The organism is Streptococcus ovuberis, from assembly GCF_012396585.1.
GTDB classification, from domain to species: Bacteria; Bacillota; Bacilli; order Lactobacillales; family Streptococcaceae; genus Streptococcus; species Streptococcus ovuberis.
In genome coordinates this window covers 16929-34871 of record NZ_JAAXPR010000023.1, presented here as the reverse complement: position 1 = coordinate 34871, position 17943 = coordinate 16929, and the positions used below count along the sequence as shown (strand labels likewise).

At 39.2% G+C, this 17943-nt stretch carries 8 protein-coding genes and 1 pseudogene; 1 reads left to right on the top strand and 8 read right to left on the bottom strand.

Going from position 1 to position 17943, the window contains the following annotated elements:
* Nucleotides 1–226: 226 nt before the first annotated feature.
* Together HF992_RS09940 and HF992_RS09935 are read right to left on the bottom strand one after the other, a co-directional pair.
* Nucleotides 227–1804, bottom strand: coding sequence for an ATP-binding cassette domain-containing protein (locus tag HF992_RS09940; RefSeq protein WP_044680531.1), 1578 nt, complete (start codon nt 1802–1804; stop codon nt 227–229).
* Between the two features lies 1 nt (nt 1805).
* Nucleotides 1806–3101: a radical SAM/SPASM domain-containing protein gene (locus tag HF992_RS09935; RefSeq protein WP_168549875.1), complete on the bottom strand. Its 1296-nt coding sequence runs from the start codon at nt 3099–3101 to the stop codon at nt 1806–1808.
* Between the two features lie 360 nt (nt 3102–3461).
* Here HF992_RS09935 and HF992_RS09930 point away from each other — a divergent pair, with 360 nt between their 5' ends.
* On the top strand, nt 3462–4316 hold the full coding sequence (locus HF992_RS09930; protein ID WP_168549874.1) for a helix-turn-helix domain-containing protein: 855 nt from the start codon (nt 3462–3464) through the stop codon (nt 4314–4316).
* A 137-nt stretch (nt 4317–4453) separates the two neighbouring features.
* Here HF992_RS09930 and HF992_RS09925 read toward each other — a convergent pair whose 3' ends face one another.
* From HF992_RS09925 to HF992_RS09900, 6 genes and pseudogenes are all read right to left on the bottom strand, one after another.
* On the bottom strand, nt 4454–4744 hold the full coding sequence (locus HF992_RS09925; protein ID WP_168549873.1) for a DUF5966 family protein: 291 nt from the start codon (nt 4742–4744) through the stop codon (nt 4454–4456).
* A 14-nt stretch (nt 4745–4758) separates the two neighbouring features.
* Nucleotides 4759–5058: a DUF5962 family protein gene (locus HF992_RS09920; RefSeq protein WP_168549872.1), complete on the bottom strand. Its 300-nt coding sequence runs from the start codon at nt 5056–5058 to the stop codon at nt 4759–4761.
* A 69-nt stretch (nt 5059–5127) separates the two neighbouring features.
* Nucleotides 5128–11949: pseudogene (locus HF992_RS09915) on the bottom strand (DEAD/DEAH box helicase family protein).
* 49 nt (nt 11950–11998) lie between these two features.
* Nucleotides 11999–12550 carry a hypothetical protein gene (locus tag HF992_RS09910; RefSeq protein ID WP_168549871.1) on the bottom strand — a complete coding sequence of 184 codons (552 nt, stop codon included), beginning with the start codon at nt 12548–12550 and terminating at the stop codon, nt 11999–12001.
* Nucleotides 12534–12725 carry a calcium-binding protein gene (locus HF992_RS09905; protein WP_168549870.1) on the bottom strand — a complete coding sequence of 64 codons (192 nt, stop codon included), beginning with the start codon at nt 12723–12725 and terminating at the stop codon, nt 12534–12536. Before HF992_RS09905 ends, HF992_RS09910 begins: the two co-directional genes overlap by 17 nt.
* Entirely contained in the window at nt 12726–17615 is a 4890-nt protein-coding gene (locus tag HF992_RS09900; protein ID WP_168549869.1) for an SspB-related isopeptide-forming adhesin, read from the bottom strand.
* Between the last annotated feature and the right edge of the window lie 328 nt (nt 17616–17943).

The following is a 17943-nucleotide window of genomic DNA, read 5'->3' as shown; positions in this document are numbered from 1 at the left end:
GTCACAGCTAAACCACCCAAACCAATCAATAGCCGAGCCTTCATTTTGTTTAACATCACTAGTACTATCTCCTTTTTCCATAAGATAGCACTATGATAACAAGATGAACTTGAAAAAGTTATCACAAAAAGAGGTTAACTTTGACATTAACCCAACCTAATATATAAAAACAATTCCTAAATCAATAGCAAAACTAAATTTATAAAACCCCTTAGTTTCACAACTCTTAATTACAAACTCTGCACTCTTCTAAATTAATAACCTCATCATAATTGTCTTTATTGAATTTATGAGAAATTTCGATTATTGTACAATCTTGGGAATGAATCAGATGCCGTATCTCTTTCGCATTCGTCTCGTCCAACGCAGCCGTTACCTCATCAACGAGTAAAATCGGCTTAAGTCTTAGCAAGCATCTAGCCAGTTCTAATTTCATCATTTGACCACCCGATAAATTTTGTCCGTCAAGATGTATTTCAAGATTTCCACCAACTTCCTCAAACAGATTTACTTTTTGTAATACATCCTGTAAAGTTCTGTCTGAAAAATGCTGGAACAAAGTCAAATTATCCCTCAAGCTACCGTTAAAAATATAAGGTTTTTGATGAATAATTGAAACAATATTATATGATGGCTTGAAAAATGTCTCATTTTCGTTTTCAATATATATATTTCCTGAAAATTCAATATCTTCTCCACTTAATATTCTAAACAAGGTTGTCTTACCACTACCACTCGCTCCTGTAACCAAAACTTTTCTCCCAAAGGGAATACTTAGCGATAATTTCTGAAAGAGATTTTTTTCTCCAAATGATTTACTTAATTGATCTAGGTAAATTCGTAACTTTCCTATTTTTACTGTGCCACTCTCAATATTAATGCACTCATCGCTTAACTGTAAAATTGAAACGACCTTATCCTTAATAGCAGATGCTGATTGTAGACTTGATGTGGCTTCTAGGAGTTGTTGTAAAGGAGAAATGAGATTCATAGATGCTGTCATCATAGCTAATAGGGTTGTCAGTGTTAAAGACGTCGTTCTAGTGAGTAATAAACCTATCATTAAAGGGATCACTAAGCCAATACCTTTAAGAGGTCCGGTCCAAAACATGACCAAATTATGACTTGTAAAATAATGATATTGCTTATTTTCAGTGTTCTCGATATCATCTAAAACATGGTCTGAAAACTGTTGGCCAGCTTGATTGCTCCGAATAGTATCTATTCCTTTTGTAAAATCTGTAATAGATGCCATACTTTTTTCTCTAGATGAACTCAGCTCTTCACCACGTCTCTGTAAAAGTTTATTAAATACAAACTGAGGTATAATCATTAAAAATCCTCCAACTGTAAATAATAAACCAAGTTGAATATGTTGCATTAAAAGGTAGGATACTGATGCAAGAATAGATAGTCCAAAGATAGGATAAATAATTAAAGGGGTAAGATACTCTTGCCAAAACATGGGAATATCTTGTGCCAAAAATGAGTTTAGCTCTGAGGAGCTGTAATGTAATTTTTTTTGATAAAAATTTTGGAGTGCTTTTTGGGAGATGATTACATTAATGTCCTTAATCATTGACCGTGCTAAGATATTATTTACATACATGCAAAAGTATATAAAGACAAACAGTAGCACTCCAAAAAATCCAAATGATAAAATTATTCGAGTATCATTTGCATTAATCTGCCCTGCTATTTGAATAAGAAAAGATGTCAATAAACCTTGCAAGGAATAGAGTAGAGCAAATAGTAGGTATAGAAATAGCTTGACCTTAGAAATATTTTTGAGTATTGTTTTCATATCACTCCACCTTCAATTCATAGTTTATTTTATTTGACAAAATCGCAAGTTCAAAATTTTGTAGTATATTTTGCTGCATACGTTGGCATTTCTCATTAAAGGTACGTTCATTAAAAATATCACGTTTAGGACAAGCTCCCCCCTTGCAAATCAATAACAATTGGCATTCCAAACATTTCTGTGAAAATTCATAGTTGTTCACCCAAAGTTTTTGTTTTTTCTCATTGACAGCAAAACTCTCTAATTCTCCAATTTTGTTTTCTTCATCATATAATGCTACCGTGCATTTTAATAGATTCCCTTTGGTATCAATGGTATAAGTATGTTCTTTCTGAGCATAACAGGAATAATAATTACTTCTAAATAATAAGTCGTCAAACAAATTATATCCTTGTTTAATCGCTTTTTGTGATAGTTCAAACGAAACGTCTTCTGCAAACCTTTTAACTTCATATCCTTCTTTTCTATCTCCGCAGCCCCAATCACCTACATTTCTGAAAAGTAATTGAAATCTTTTATCATTCTTAAATAATTGAGCATCTGTTACTAAGAAATTCTCTACGTCCAAATAATTTTCTTTGGAGACATTTAATCGAATAAGAATATGGAAGTTTAAATCTAATTTTTGGGCATTTCTAAGATTTTTTAGTATTCGTTCATACGAACCATGTCCATTTTTTAAAATTCGTTGATTATCATGCCCTTTTTTTGTTCCATCAACTGTAATCTGATATGAATGAATTCGGCACTCTGTTACCAACCTTGACAAAGTTCTACTATTTAATAAGTAACCATTTGTTGTCATATCAGAATGATAATGAATTCCAAATTCCGATGATAATTTAATCAATTCTTTGGATATATCTAATATTTCTCGGTAACCTAAAAGAGGTTCTCCACCAAACCAAGAGACATGAATATCTTCAAACCGATACTCTTCGAATTTATTTTTTACAAATTTCAAAATATTCGATTTTTGTGATTCTATTGTGCAGTCTACAAATTTTTCATAGCAGTACTTACACCTAAAATTACAGTCTCCATGGGCAAGTATAATAATTCTCAAAGTTGAAGCATCTCTCTCCCTGAACATTTGGACTGCCTCTTCCAACTCATTTTTTTCGGGTAAAAATTGTTTTGCGGAAAGAAAATCATAAAATTGTTGCCTAGTTTTACTATCATTTTCAATTTTTTTAAATAGACGATTCTCAATTTTAATAGCCAAATTATTCTTTGTATTAAACAAAAAGGTATGTTCATCCTTTGGGATTGATACAACATAACGTGAATAATTCATCAAGTTCCTCCTTTAAAAATAATATTTCAAGAGCAGAAAGTATACTCTCTGCTCTTGAAATATAGGTCATATGGAACACTGTGGGCAGTTACCACATATGTTCAAGTAAACTATCAACCTAACAAATAATTTTTAATTTTTTTTATTTGATTAATAGTGTTTACAGAAAAGTGAACATAGGTTTTATCGGAAATCATCTAGCAACCTGAACCACATCCAAGATTTTTAAAGATTTCATAATCTTGATTAAAATCATGTTCTACAATTTCATTGATAATCATGTTTTTTCTCCTTCCCTTTTTGATACCGATATTATATAATGTAAAAAAAGTAAGAAGGAGAAATTTCGGAAATCCGAATATGATGAATCGAGAAAAATTCAAGGCCATTCGTAAACAAAGAAAACTATCCTTAAAAGCACTTGGAGAAGTGGCTGGATCCGCTACTAGTATTTCTGATTTTGAAAATGGACATACAACCCTTTCAAATGATGTGCTATTTCAACTTCTAGGATTTATGCTAGTTGAAATTAATGAATTCTTTGAATGGAAAGATTTTCAAGATAAAGATTTTTACTCGCTAATTGAACAGTTAGAAGAAGCAATAAATAACAAAGATATCCAGGTGCTCTCTGAACTAAAGTTATATCTTTCTGAGTTATCATATCAAAAAGGTCAATACATTTATCAAATAATGTCTCTCGTTCTAGAAGTTTTAATTTGCGAGCTCGAACAAGTAACGGTTAATCACAATACTATTTTTCAACTTACTGACTACTTTTTTTCATTAGAATATTGGACAAATCTTGATATTGGTCTACTCGGTAATCTAGTACCTTATTTCACAACTAATGCACTTATAGTCTTCACTAACACTATTCTCGAAGATACTCCTCAATCTTTAAAAAATAATCTCGATCGTATAAAAATTGATACTGTTCTAAACTGCCTCTCTGTTTTTCTAGAACGAAAAGAACGAGATGCTAGCCAAAAACTTTTGACACTATTATTTTGTAAAAAATACCCAACCTATTTTTCTTTTGAAAAGCTATATCTACATGAACTTCAAGCAATGTTTGATTATTTATGGGGGGACAAAGAGAAAGCAATAAAAATACATGAAACGATTCTAGAAACAGTTAATATTATTTTTAACTCTGATACAATGAAAGAGTGGGATTATTACTTTAGCAAAAATACATCTAAAAAAGCATGAATACAGTTCTTAAAACTTTAATTGTATTTCAATTACTAACATGATCATATATTTCTCACTTTAACTAATAGATGTTTCACAAAAAAGGTTTAGAATACGTCAAATAAAACGTTAATTCTAAACCTTTTTCTTATTTTTTATGCCATCCGACTTCTGATCACTTTGACTACAAGTCCGAATATAAGTAGCACATTAAACCCAATAAAGAAAGCCGTAAAACTCAAAATACCATTGGTGGCTAAATCTTCCACATAGAGGTATCGTTCTGTAAAAAAGAGGTAAATCCCATAGACTTCTGTGAAAGCTAAAAATCCAATTAATCCAATGGTGAATAAGCTTCCAAGCATCTTCGCAATTTGAAACAGGACAAGCAAAATTAGTCCTATTGCTGCGATAATCAAAAGACTTTGAATAATTTGTTCAATCATATCTACACCACTTTCTACGCTAATTGCTTACGATAATAGTCTGCCTTCCCCTTGTCTAGATCATCCAGTTGGCCAACCAGGTCTAGATACTCTCCTTTAGTCACTTCATCTAAGTCTGGAAAGTCATTCTCACGAGTCGTGATAATTACCTCTAATTGACCAATGATTTCTCGCTTTGAAAAGCTGTAATCAAGGGTTTCATCTTCATATTGTTCCTTTAAGGCTTGATAGTTAGCTCTATCTTCGGAGCTTGTAAAACCTTGTGCTAACCATTCTTCTAATTGGTAACGTATATCTTCTACTGTCTGGGTCATAATCAATTCTCCTTTGATGATTTCTTAATGTCATTTTACCGCGTTCATTATTTTTTGTCAGCCTTTTTCTTAAAAATCAAGCGAAAGTTGTTGGTCCTGTTGTGGTTGGATCGTTTCATTGAACTTAGCTAGGGCTGCATCAATTTCCTCAACCTCTGCTTCTTGTTCAACCAACGGGGCAAGAAGGTCATACTTAGCTTTAACCAGCTGATAATCCTCTTCTTTAGGAAAGACCTTTTCCACTTCAACCCTTGCGACTGATAGCTTATCTTTCAAATTGTTAGCCATTTCTTCTGTCTTTTCTTGGTCTTCTAAGATATGGTCAATGGCATTGGTAATGCGTTGAATCGTTCCCACGTCTGATTTCAAGTCTAAAGAGACAGAATACTGGTTGCTACCTGAAATGGTTAAAGACACCATACCTGGCAAGGGCTCACTAGGACTTATGGTTGCCATTTTAAGCTCAAACCCTCTAAAGGTCGCGAGCGTTCTTACTTCTTTGGTTTCAGAACGGTTATAGGTAATGAGTTTTCGTAGATAGTCTCCAGCCTCTGCACGGTTATCCATCATCTGATTATCAAATCGCATGGCAAAATCTTGTGACTTAGTTGCCAAAGATTGGGCAATATCTCGGTCATATTGACTAAGGCGTTTCTCTAATACAGGGAGGTTCTGCTCACAGTAAGAAATGGTATGGCGATACTCATCTTTGGAGCGATTAAAGGCACGCTTTTGATTGTCCAATACCGTCAACTCATTCTCTAGCTCCATTTTCAGTTTGAGATAAGGATTACCAGTTGCTAAAGCCTTAAAGTCTGAAGCAGTCATGGTCTGCTCATCAATATCTTCTGCCGACCGTACTGGGTCTTTAGAGGTCATGATTTGAGTAATGTACTTGAGCTTGTTCTCCTGAGTTTGCCAGAGGTAGTTGTCAAAGCTCCCTTTCGTAATATAATGGTAAATATCTACCTCTTGGTGCATATTGCCTTGACGAATTAACCTACCATTGCGCTGGACGATATCAGAGGGCCTCCAGGGAACATCTAAATGGTGGACTGCTTTCATACGTGACTGGACGTTTAGACCTGTTCCACCTTTTTCCGTTGAAGCCATGAGAATCCTGACTTCCCCACTATTGACCTTGCGTGACAGAGAGTTTTTCTTATCATCCGTATTAGCGTCATGGACAAAGGCAATTGCTTCTTTGGGAATCCCTCTATCCACTAAGAGGTCTTTCAATTCATTGTAAACGTCAAATCCTTCTTCTTTACTTTTAGGCGTTCCAATATCAGAGAAAATCATCTGTGTAGCCTTATCAAGCTCACCCTCACGGTAAATCCGTTCCACGTTATCCACCACTTGAAGAATCTTCTGATTGTCCGATAAGGTATAGGCTGGGTCAATGAGACGCATGTCAATAGCTAGTTTTCTAGCTTCCCCAGTGATTTTTAACATGTTATCGACGCTAGGGTCAACGCTGCCTGACTTGATAGCGTCTGAACGGTCAACCAACTCTTCAAGATAATATTTCTGAGTTTCTGTGAGTTCACTCTCTACCGCAATAACTTTAGCTTCAGGTACAGGTAAATCAAGCATATCTGAGGTCTGAATATCAGCTGTTTCCTTATAAATCCGCATGAGTTCAGGCAGGTTCACAAACTTCTTAAAGCGTTTCTTAGGTTGGTACTTGTCTCCTGTCGGTGCTAGTTCCATAGAATTTTCGATATTCCCAAAAGCCCCTACCCATGAATCAAAATTTGATACCTGGTATCGTTCTAAGACATCTGGTTGGATATAACTCATCATGGTATAGAGTTCACTAATAGAGTTAGAGACTGGTGTTCCTGTCGCAAAGACCACATTACGATAGTCATGTTCTCCTTGAACCTGTCTCACTTTCATCTCCATATCTACGTTCTTCTTAGAAGTCGTGTTGGTAATTCCTGCGACATTACCAAGTCCTGTAATGGGTCTGATATTCTTAAAATGGTGAGCCTCGTCCACAAAGAGAAAGTCAATCCCAAGATTTTCAAATTCAATAAAGGTATCACGTTCCAGTTTTTGGAGTTCTTCTAATTGGTGTTCCAAACCTTTGATTGAACGCTCTGCTTCTTTAACGGTATAATCACTATCACTGCCTTGCTTGATGTCACGAAGTTGTTGTAACTTATCTTGAATATAGGTCACTTGCTTTTCATGACTCATGGGAATTTTCTCAAACTGGGAATCCCCAATGACAATGGCATCGTAGTCCCCTGTGATGATCCGTGACACAAACTGTTTACGTTTGGCTTTCGCAAAATCTTTCTTGGTCGTCACGTAGACATTCTTGGTTGGGAAGAACTTCATGATTTCTTGGCCAAACTGAGCGGTCAGACTTGATGGCACCACATAAAGAGGTTTATGAACCATTCCCAGTTCTTTCAGTTTGAAACCTGCTCCAAGCATGGTTAAGGTTTTACCTGAACCGACTTCATGAGCTAGAAGTGCTCGTTTTTCTTCCACAATCCGTTGAATGGCATTCTTCTGGTGAGGGCGTAAGGAAATATTCTGAGCAAGGCCATCAATGGTTAAATGACTACCATCATAAACTTTTGAAACCGTACGGTTATAGAGGCTATTATAGGTCTCTTCAATCATCTGTTGCACGTCTGGGTAACTAGCCACAAAATCTTGAAAGAGTTCTTGAAGTTGTGTTTCCTTAGCACGAAGAACCGTTGTTTTCTCAACGTCAGTCACATGCTTTTTCTTATCCCCATCTTCCACTTGTTTCGTGATCGTTGGTTGATTGGAATTAAGGAGGTTTTCAAAGATTTTACGACCACTATCATAGCGTGACCCAGGCACACCTAGACTTCTATCCGTTGCGGTAGAATACCTAAAGGCAAACTTGGATTGGTAGGACATTGTGCCATCAATTGGACTGACTTCAAGAACAGTTGATACTTCTTGGTCAGTCAGGTCAAATGTTTGTCCCATAAAGGTTTCTTGGGCAAATTTCCCATAAACGGCTAGAGGAATCCAACGTGAGCCAATCCGATAATCAATATCAGCTAAAGTTACTCGTGGTGGTTTCACGTCTTCTAAGAGACCTTGATAATAGACCCAAGGAAAATCAGAGTTGTCTGCTTTAATGAGTAAGTCCACAACCTCTAACTTAGTCACCACATCTCCTGATAAGAAGTCCTGCCGAGACACATAGACCACTTCCCTATCGTTTAGATAGCGTTCTGGGTCTGGAATAATAGCGTCTCCTAATTCCTCAATCAAAGTCGTTTTAGAGTCTGTTTGATAAATAGACATCATGTAATCCAAATCTACCCCACGACCATCTGCTAGAGTAGAATTGAGAGCGTCAAGAGCAGAAGAAACTGCCGTTACTTCCTTTTCAGGACGAACTAGGGCTTTCTCAAAAGCCAGAGACTTGGTATAAATAACTGTCTTCCCACTTGAGTCAAGACTTTCATCTTCTAAACTTGCAAGGAGCGAATACTTATCATCACTATCAAAAAGGTTACGATTCACAGTACTATTGACATAACCAAAGCGTTTCACAAAAGTTTCATAGGTGCGATTGAGATGTCCTAACAAGTGGTTAAACTCATCTCTGTCGTAATCATAGTAGCGCTGAATGGCAATCACCTCTTGGTAGGCGTTCCGAATATCAACCATCCCTTTAATTCGTGCCACTTCTTTCTATGACAAGGGAGCTTCATAGAAAATCGTCTTTTTGAAATAGCCCTTAAACTGCCCACGTTTGGTGGCTTCTTCGGTCACATACACATCAAGAGCGGTGCTACCAGTCACTTCTAAAGCATTAAAACGGTCAATTTGCTTTTGCGAATGCTTAGTGTCCCATGCCTTAAAGGTCCCCTCATCATCCACATAATAGCTAATCTCCTCGGTCTTAGTCCCAACACGGATTCCCTTATTATCTCGGTAGTAAACCGTAGAATCTTTATAGCCAAAACTATAACGATCTAAGCTTTCTCTGATTTCAGATGGAATCGAGGTATCAATGACCTGTCTTCTCATCACATCAGGAGTGATGAAGATGTCAGAGTTATCCACCACTCTAGGGGCTTTAACCTGTTTAAGAGCCATCTGAACATCTGCTAGCAAATTATCAGAAGTTCCTCTCACAGAAAGTGTCCCTCCGTTAAAGTTTCTAACCTCATAGCTCCCAAGAACCTGACTGTTGTGGTCCCCGTCAAAGTAAGGATTCAGCCAAATACGGTCATCCTTGTCATAGTGAATAGAACCTGAAAAAGCTAAATCATCTGCCACATATCCCTTATCCATATGTTTCTGGAAGAACAACATATCTGTTGTGACACTCGTTCCTGCAATGGCCTTAAAGGCTGTATCTGGTAAACGCACACCACCAAGAAAATCAGCCGTCTCACGAATGTCCTGGAGAATGTTTTCTGTCCGTTTGTCCATGGTTCCTGTGGAGGAAATGATAGCCACTTGCCCACCATCATGCACCAAATCAAGGGATTTTTTAACAAAATAATCATGAATCATATAGGGTTTGTCATAGCGACTATCCGCAATCCTGATATTAGCAAAAGGCACATTTGAGAGAACCAAATCAAAGCTATTGTCATTAAAGGCAATAGTCTCAAAGCCCTTTACTTCAATGTGGCTATTCGGATGAAGGTGTTTAGCAATTGCCCCTGTAATCGTGTCTAGCTCTACACCATACAACTCACTATTTTCTCTCAGGTATTTAGGCATTGCCGCAAAGAAATTCCCCGTTCCCATAGACGGGTCAAGAATTTTACCACCTGTAAAGCCATCATGTTCCAATTTCTCCCACATCTGACGAATAAGAGTGGGATCCGTGTAATAGGCAGTCAGAGAAGATTGTTTCATATCTGAATACTCTTTATCGGTGACTAGCGTTTTTAATGCCTCACGTTCCTTAGAAAACTTTGGGTTATACTCGTCAAAGAACTCGTTAGCTAAGCCTCCCCAGCCCACGTATTTGGCAAGGAGTTCTTGTTCACTTGGTGTGGCTTGACGGTGTTCAGATTCAAGAGCTTTTACAAGACGAACAGCAGCCACGTTGGTTTCAACCTTATCCCTTGTTGTCTTAGGGTAAAAGTCTGTTAGATCTTCTGGGAAGTGAAAATCAGTGGTCGGGGGCGTCTCAGTGACTTCTGGTTCCAACTCATCTTCTGATAATGCTTCTTCTTGTTTAGCCTCTCTCTTATTTGATGATAGAGATGTTGTCACTTGAGAAACCGGCTCTTGAGATTCTTCCATATCCATAAAAGAAAAGAGGTCTAATTCTTGGCTAGGTTCTTCCACTTCCTCTTTTTCTTCGACAGAAGGAACATGAAGAGCTTGAGTGATGTCTTCTAGTGTCCGTAAGAAAAGAACTGGATTTTGTTCAATCATATCTGTGAAATCATTTTGTAATTCAATCCGAATCAGGTTATTAACGCCTGACTCCTCAATGGCCATTACCTGAAACTCTTGCCCCTTATAAGTCACAATCGAAGCAATCGGATAGCGTTTAAGGGCTTCCTCTACGATAGGATTTTGAGGGAGTGATTGAGTCATGATTTCAGGTTTTGTTTGTGAGATGTGTTCTCGCCATTCCCTAAAGGATAGGTCAGGTTGGGACAGTTTGTCCCTTTCAAAGGTTCTAGCTTCTTCAAGAGTAAGGTCTTCATGCAAGAAGGCGTAGGCAATGGGTCTTGCTTCTTCTAAGTCTAGCTGACTGGTCAAGAAAAATTCTGTCTTGTCATGCATTAATCCCATCTGAAGCAATTCTGTCGCAAGGGCTAATTGAGTAACGGTTGCCTTAGGATAGCCCCCTAATAAGGCTAGGTCGGCATTATTCAAATGAAAACGCCCTGCAGCATCTATCAGTATCCCACGTTGTTGCTCATCAACGTCAGATAAATCTATCCCTAAACTGGTCAATTTTTCGGTATTTTCAGCCAAAATGGTTTGACCCATTTCAACTAAGATGACTTCTTCTTGAGGTGTTAGAGGACGTTGTAAGTCATAGGCTGTCCCATCTGCTTCTAAATAGCTTAATAGTTCATTGCCCGCATAGATTGGCGTCATTTCCATTTCATGGTCAAACTCCCCACGTCTCAAGTTTGGTAGTTTTGGACGGCTATTTCGCACTTGGTCAAAGTGACTTAATATCTCAAATTTTTGGGACAAGTTTAGATGTTCATAAGCTGGTAAATGTTTGGTTTGCCCTGTTCGCAAATCTAGTTGTGATAACTCGTCCTCATCAAGACTTGCGATTATGACAAGTCCTTCTTCACGAAAGGTGATGTCTTGAGGAGGTTCTGGAACTACTTTTTCTTCAGCTGCACCCTCTCTTTCCTCTACCGTTTCCTGGGTGATTATTAGTTCAGGTTCATAAGTGAGAAGAAATTGTTCAATATCACGGCTAATACGGTCAGACAAATTATTGGCCACTCGGTAGACATTAACCAAATTAGCAGCTTTGCTTTTATCCAAAAGAGAAGCTACCGAAATGGACTGATAGGCGCCTTCTTGGTCTAAGAGCTGAAAGCGAGTGGCTAAGTTAAAGAGGGCTACCTCAATCACCAAGGCTTTCTCACCATTGTTTAACTGAGGTAACTTCTTTAAGCCAGCTTGACCAAAGGTCTGCGTGTAGCTGCTTAGGTCAGTCACTCCATCAAAGAGGCTTGCCTTGACAAAAGCAGAAACCTCTGTTTCAAAGCGAACCACTTGAACAGGTGAGGTGACTACTCCTCTTTGGGTTGTAAAATTTTGGATAAGGCTATCCCAATCCTCATCAAAATGGACTGCTTGATAGCGTAAAAAGGATTCCAAAAGAATCTGGTCACGTGGCAATCTTGCCCGCAACATCTCAAGTAATTGTTCTTGAGTCATATGTTCCTCCAATTAAAAAGGAGCTGAGAGGTATTCTCAGCCCACTGCTTTAGTCTAGGACCAAGGCTCTTTGGTCTTTTTCTTGTGGCAACTTTTCCATCAAAGTTGTCACATACTGTTGTAAGAAATGGCTTTTCTGGTCTAACAAATCTTTCTGCAATGCGAGATAGGTCACATCTCCAAAATAATCTTGACTCGTTAAAGACAACTCCTTTTGGATAATACCCTGCAAGGTTGCTAAGGTTAGAGACGAATAATCCTCCTCATTCAAAACCTCATATTGTGCAAGGGACTTAGAAATATTGTTGGACGCAATCACTTCCATGATGAAACTAGTTCCCTCCCCTGTTCGGTAGAGTTTATCTAACAAGTCTGTCAGTTCTTCTTGAAGCTGTTCCTGATATCCGTCTGCTCTTAGGCGCAGGTCATCACTGACTAAAGATAAGTCATCAATGCCCCTAAAGTCTTGATAGAGCGTATCAAGGAGTGACTTGTTTTTGATACTCAATTCCATGGCTAAAAAGGCTTTAACCATGTCTTCATAGTTTTCTCGTGCCATCTCAGAGAGAGTTTTTGAAATTGTGTCATAATTCCAAGCCATAGCTTCTCTCCTTACCTTGTTGAATCGGATTCAAATCTTGTTGGACTTCTTCAAGGTCTGTCAGTCCATCACTATCCGTATCACTGCTAAAAGGGTTGGTCCCTAGAGCTAACTCCTGAACATCCATTAAGCCATCTTGGTCTGAATCCATTGTGTAAATGTTTTTGGGTTCCATTTAGTTGTCCTCCATTTTGAGTTTAGAAAGTCCGTAAGCTAGACCTAAAAGAAGTCCTCCACCGACAAGCGCCAAGAGGGATTGACTCTCTCCTGTATTTGGTAAGACACTTGCTGGAACTGGTGGTTCTTGTGTTGGAATAGGTGGTTGGGGTGGGGTTGGTTGCTCTGGTTCAGGAGTAGTTGTTTTAACCGTGTTTGAACTGATGGTGTAGCCATTCACGGTATGTAGTACCGTATTTTCTACTTCACCTGAAGCACTCCGTTTCATCTGCAAGTAAACATCAGCCTGAAACTCGGATTCTTCTGCTAGTTTTTCAAGGAATTCCTGATCAAAACTGATGGTAACCGTTCCTTTTGACGTGTCGACCTGTTGTAGCGTGTACTTCGTCACTTCTGTCCCTTTTGGTAAAACCGTTCCATCTTTTAGAGTCACATCTACTAAGGTATAAGCCTTGTAAACACCATTATAGTCGTCATGGCTTTCATCGTAATCATCGTCAAAGCGATACTCGATGAGTGGTGTCGCACGATTACCTGGAATGAGTGCTCCCACCAAACGGTAGTTAAAGACCTGATTCAAGGCAACTTCTTTTCCATCAAGGCTTTTCTCCTTTTGTGATAAATCAATCACCACATCTTTTTGTGGGTCTAGTTTTGGCACATTATTGACCACTGTCTCTGTCACATAAGCCAAACCAAAGTCAATCTGATAAGCGGTGTTTTCATACTTCCCACCAGTTTTTGTCAGCTCATTCTTAATAGTCATTGGAAGGGTCACCACTAAGGTTTGACCAGTTTTAACATAAGCCTCATAGAATGCTTTTGGATCATCAGCGCTTAAAACTTGAATGGCTCCTTTTGGTGTGAACTGACGTTTGGCCATAGCGTCTTGAACCACTTTAAGCGCTTCTGACAATGAGGCATAGGCTTTCACCGAAATCCCTTTGACAAGATTTCCTACCTTATCCATCACTTGGATACCATCTGCATTGAGGCTAAGCGCTTCTTCAGGGTAATCATCCACCATGTAAAAACCTTTGGCAAGGACATCATCTGTCACAACCAAGTCCTTGTACTGACTGTAATCCAGAACAATTTTGTAGTAATTAATGGTATTTGGAAGAACGGTCTTGCCATCAATAGAAACCCCCTCTTTATTGGTATTAGTTTTATGTGGTGTTACTTTTGGCACGTGATTCGTTACCGTATTGGTTTCATAGGCTTGTCCAAAGTCTACTTGATAAGCTACATTGTCATAAGACTTGCCTGTATTTGCCATCTCCTCACGGACAGTCATAGGGGTGATGATGGTGATATTTTGACCTTTCGTTACATAAGAATCATAAAAGGCTTGCGGAGCTTCTGCCATAAAGACTTGGAAGGCTCCTTTAGGCACAATCTTTCGTTTCTCAAGGGCTGCTTGTAGGTTTTTAGGAGCTTCTGATAAACTCGTGTAGGTTTTTACCGTCACACCTGACACTGCTTTACCATCAGATGTCACAAGTTGAATACTTGCTTCATCTGGTAATAGAGCTTCTTCGGGATAGTCATCCACAAAGTAGAAACCCCGTGCGAATTGAGCCTTATCGGCTTTAATGCCACGGTATTGGTCCAAGTCCCATGACAAGGTATAGTGGTTTTGTGAACCGACTACCATAGGTTTGCCATTGATATCCACCTTATCCTTATTTAGGTTTTGTTTTTTAGGTGTTGGGTTAACAAGGGTATTCGTCACCTCATCGGTTTCATAGCCATTGCCAAAATCCACTTGGTAAGCCTTGTTTCGATAGGTTGCCGTTTCCCCATAGAGGTCATCTTTGACCGTCATTTTGGTGAGAAGGTTTAAAGAAGTTCCTGTTTTAACATACTGGTCATAAAAGGCTTGATTGTCATTCGGCATAAAGACTTGGAAAGCCCCTTTAGGAGAAATCTTAGCATGAGCGAGTTTATCTTGAAGGTCTTTAGGAGCTTCCGACAGCGACGCATAAGCCTTAACAGTAATCCCTGATACGGCTTTGCCATCAGGAGTGGTGATACCTGTTCCCTTGTCTACTAAGTCCAACACTTCTTCTGGGTAGTCATCTACAAAGAAGAAACCACGAGCAATTGTCTCTTTAGAAGACCTATCGCCTTTATATTGATCAAAATCCCAGGTCAAACGGTAATGATTAGTTGTTACTAAAGCCACTACCGTATCGTTAATGACCACACCATCTTCATTTTCATTTTTCTTCTGCGGCTCAATACGACTAGTGGTCGTTCCATCACCAGGCGTACGCACTGTCACGACATTGGAAGTCACTGTATAGGCATTTGGGGTTCCCTTATTGATTAGGAGCTGATAACTGTTGGAATAGGTTGCCCCATCGTTTTGAAGGCTACCGTAAAGTTTCGGAGCCACCAGCTGATAAGACTTGGTGAGGGCTTGGTTGACCTCTTGAAGCAAGGCTTCCTTTGCGGTCAAGGTAACAAAGTTCTTAACAGCATCAAAGCTGAGGGTGTAATTTCCATTTTCTGCCTGCGTTTTTTCTTTGTCAAAGGCATAGCCTGCTGGAAGGTAATCTTCAAAGGTGAGGCTTGTGGTTTTGGCTCGATTTGGAGAAAAAGCGTCTACGGTTAAAGGGTAAATGACCGTTGAATCTTTTGCGACCGTTTTGTCATGAAGGTTCACTTGGTCGGTATTGGTAACTTCCTTAACAATTTCAGGAGTCGTTGTCAGACGATAGTCGTGATAATGAACCGTTGGCACTTGTGGTGCTTTTGGTAACGGTTCTGGCGTAGGGTCTTTAGGCAAGGTGACCTTGGTAAGTGTTAGGCTAGGCTGAGTGACTTTCTCTAATGGTTTTTCCTTAAAGCTCACAGGTGGCTCTGGGGTAAAAGTCTTTGGGGTAAAGGTTTTTGGCACAACCTTAATCGGTTCTGGAATTGGCTCTAACTTTGGTGTCACATGTGGTTTTGGACTATAAGGTTTGACCGTCCGTGCAACTGGTAGGGTATTTAAGGCAAACCAATAAGAGAGACCAACATTTTGGGGCATATCCCCTTGACCAAAGGTCACTGTATAAGTGTTGCCTGATGTAACCGTTGAGACAATTGCTCCCTTATAGGCATACTTACTATATGACGTATCCCATTCTTCAGGAAGCTTTAAATCACTGGCACGGTTTGACCCGAGTGAACGAGCCAAACCTTCGTTAGTCACTTGAATGGTTGAGCCATTGATAGGAACGAACTTACCTGATGTGTCTTTTACATACTCTAAACCGATGTCATTGTGGTTGAGTGAGGAATGAGTAAAGACACCTGGTTTTTCCTTGGTGAAGCTCACTTGAGAGCCATCTTCTAAGAAATACTTGGCCTTGACACGAAACTCCATCTTGTCTGTTCGCCAATTGCCTGTCCCATCATTACGGTAGGCGATAAAGCCTTCTGTTGGGTCATTTGGTACGACTAACTGCACGGCATTAGTTTCAGCTGGAGAAACAAGGTTTGTAATGTCATAGGCTACTTTTGTGATTTTCTTACCATCAAAGCGAGCATTTTGAAGATTTTGATAGGTAAAGGAAAGGGTTTCTCCTGTTTTAAAGGTGTCATAGACAAAGAATCCTGTCGAATCAAGGATCTTAGAATACCCACCAAGCATAGCGTCACCTTTTGCAATGATACGATTAGGATTTCTGGTATCAGCGGAATGACGGGCTTGAGGTTCTCCATTGTTCAAGTTTAAAGCCTGAGCAAGAGCTTGAGAGATATAGCCTTCCTCACCTTTTGAAATTTCAGCTAAATCACGTTTATAACGCTCCATTTCCTTGGTGTTATAGGCGTCAATGGTAGCATTTTCTGTCTTGGCAGCTTCTTCTTTTTCCTTATTACGTTTCGTGATAGCAGCAATCTCAGCTTCACGGTCTGTGACTAATTTCTGTTGGTCTTTATTAAAGGTATCAACAGCAGCTTGACCTGCCTTGTTTTCATCATCCACTGCTTTTTGTCCGGCTTGATTGCGTTTATCAATTGCTTCATTATCAGCCTTTGCTTTAGCAAGACCCGCTTCATTTTCCTTTTGAGTCACTAAGTTCTTTGCGACAATGGCATCTGCATCTTTTTTCTTTGATTCGTATTCAGATAGATTGTCCTTATTTTGCTTATCAATAGCAGCTACCGCAGAGGTATAATCCTGATAGCCTGAAACCGTTGAACCATCTCCTGATGTTACGGTTTGAGTAGTAACCGTCACATTAGCCGACTGATCTTGGCCTTTGATTTTTGAAACTGTGCTATCCACTGAATGGTTCAAGGCCTTTCCTGCTTGAGTGGCGTCTTTATGACTAGCAGCCAACGCAGCATTCCCTTGTTCAACACGAGTTTTATCTTGTTCATAGGTGGCTTTATCTGCTTTATAGGTATTGGTCACCTGAGTGATGGCTTCAGCCTGCTTAGCAGCATCCGCTTCCGCCTTATCCAATTGCTTACTGGTCTCACTCGCAGAAGTTGTATTTCCCAAGTCCATAGGTTGGTCTTGAACAGTAGTAACTCCTTCAGCAGTTGCTTGATTGACAGCCTGTGTCACAACATCATGAGGAACCGTAACCGTGATAGCCCCATGTGATTGACCGGTTGAGGCAAGGCTATCCGTCTGTTCAGCAACTGGAGTTGGCTGAGCTTCTGGTAAGTTGGTCGCAGGATTTTCCGTTAACTGAACGGTTTTATCTTGCGAAGGTGCTGCCACTTCGTCAGCTTGTGCTACTTGGCCACCCCAAGCAACAACCGCTGTCACCATAGTTCCAAGTGCTACCGAACAGAGCGTACGGTACTTCTTACTTTTACGGAAGACATGCTTTTCTGCTTTTTCCTGATTGACTAAAAAGTGATGATGACATTGTTTGGTCATAAAAAAGTCCTTCTTTTCTTTTGATAAGTAGTAACAATCTGTCACTCTCTCCTCATCATAAAAAAGACGACTTGATTTTGGTATCACATCAAAGAAGGATAAAGAAAAAAGCTATCGTAGCACTACCGATAACCTCTGAAAATTGCTTATAAAAAAAGGGGGACCTGACGCATCAGACCCTCCCAGACGTGACTAGCACGCCCCAATTCGATATAGTTATACTACCACTAACTTTGTTTTTCATCAATAAGTTTACTTATTTGTCGAATAGACGGTTTTATATCGATATATATCGTTACAAAATTATTATAAAGCAATGAACCCAAGG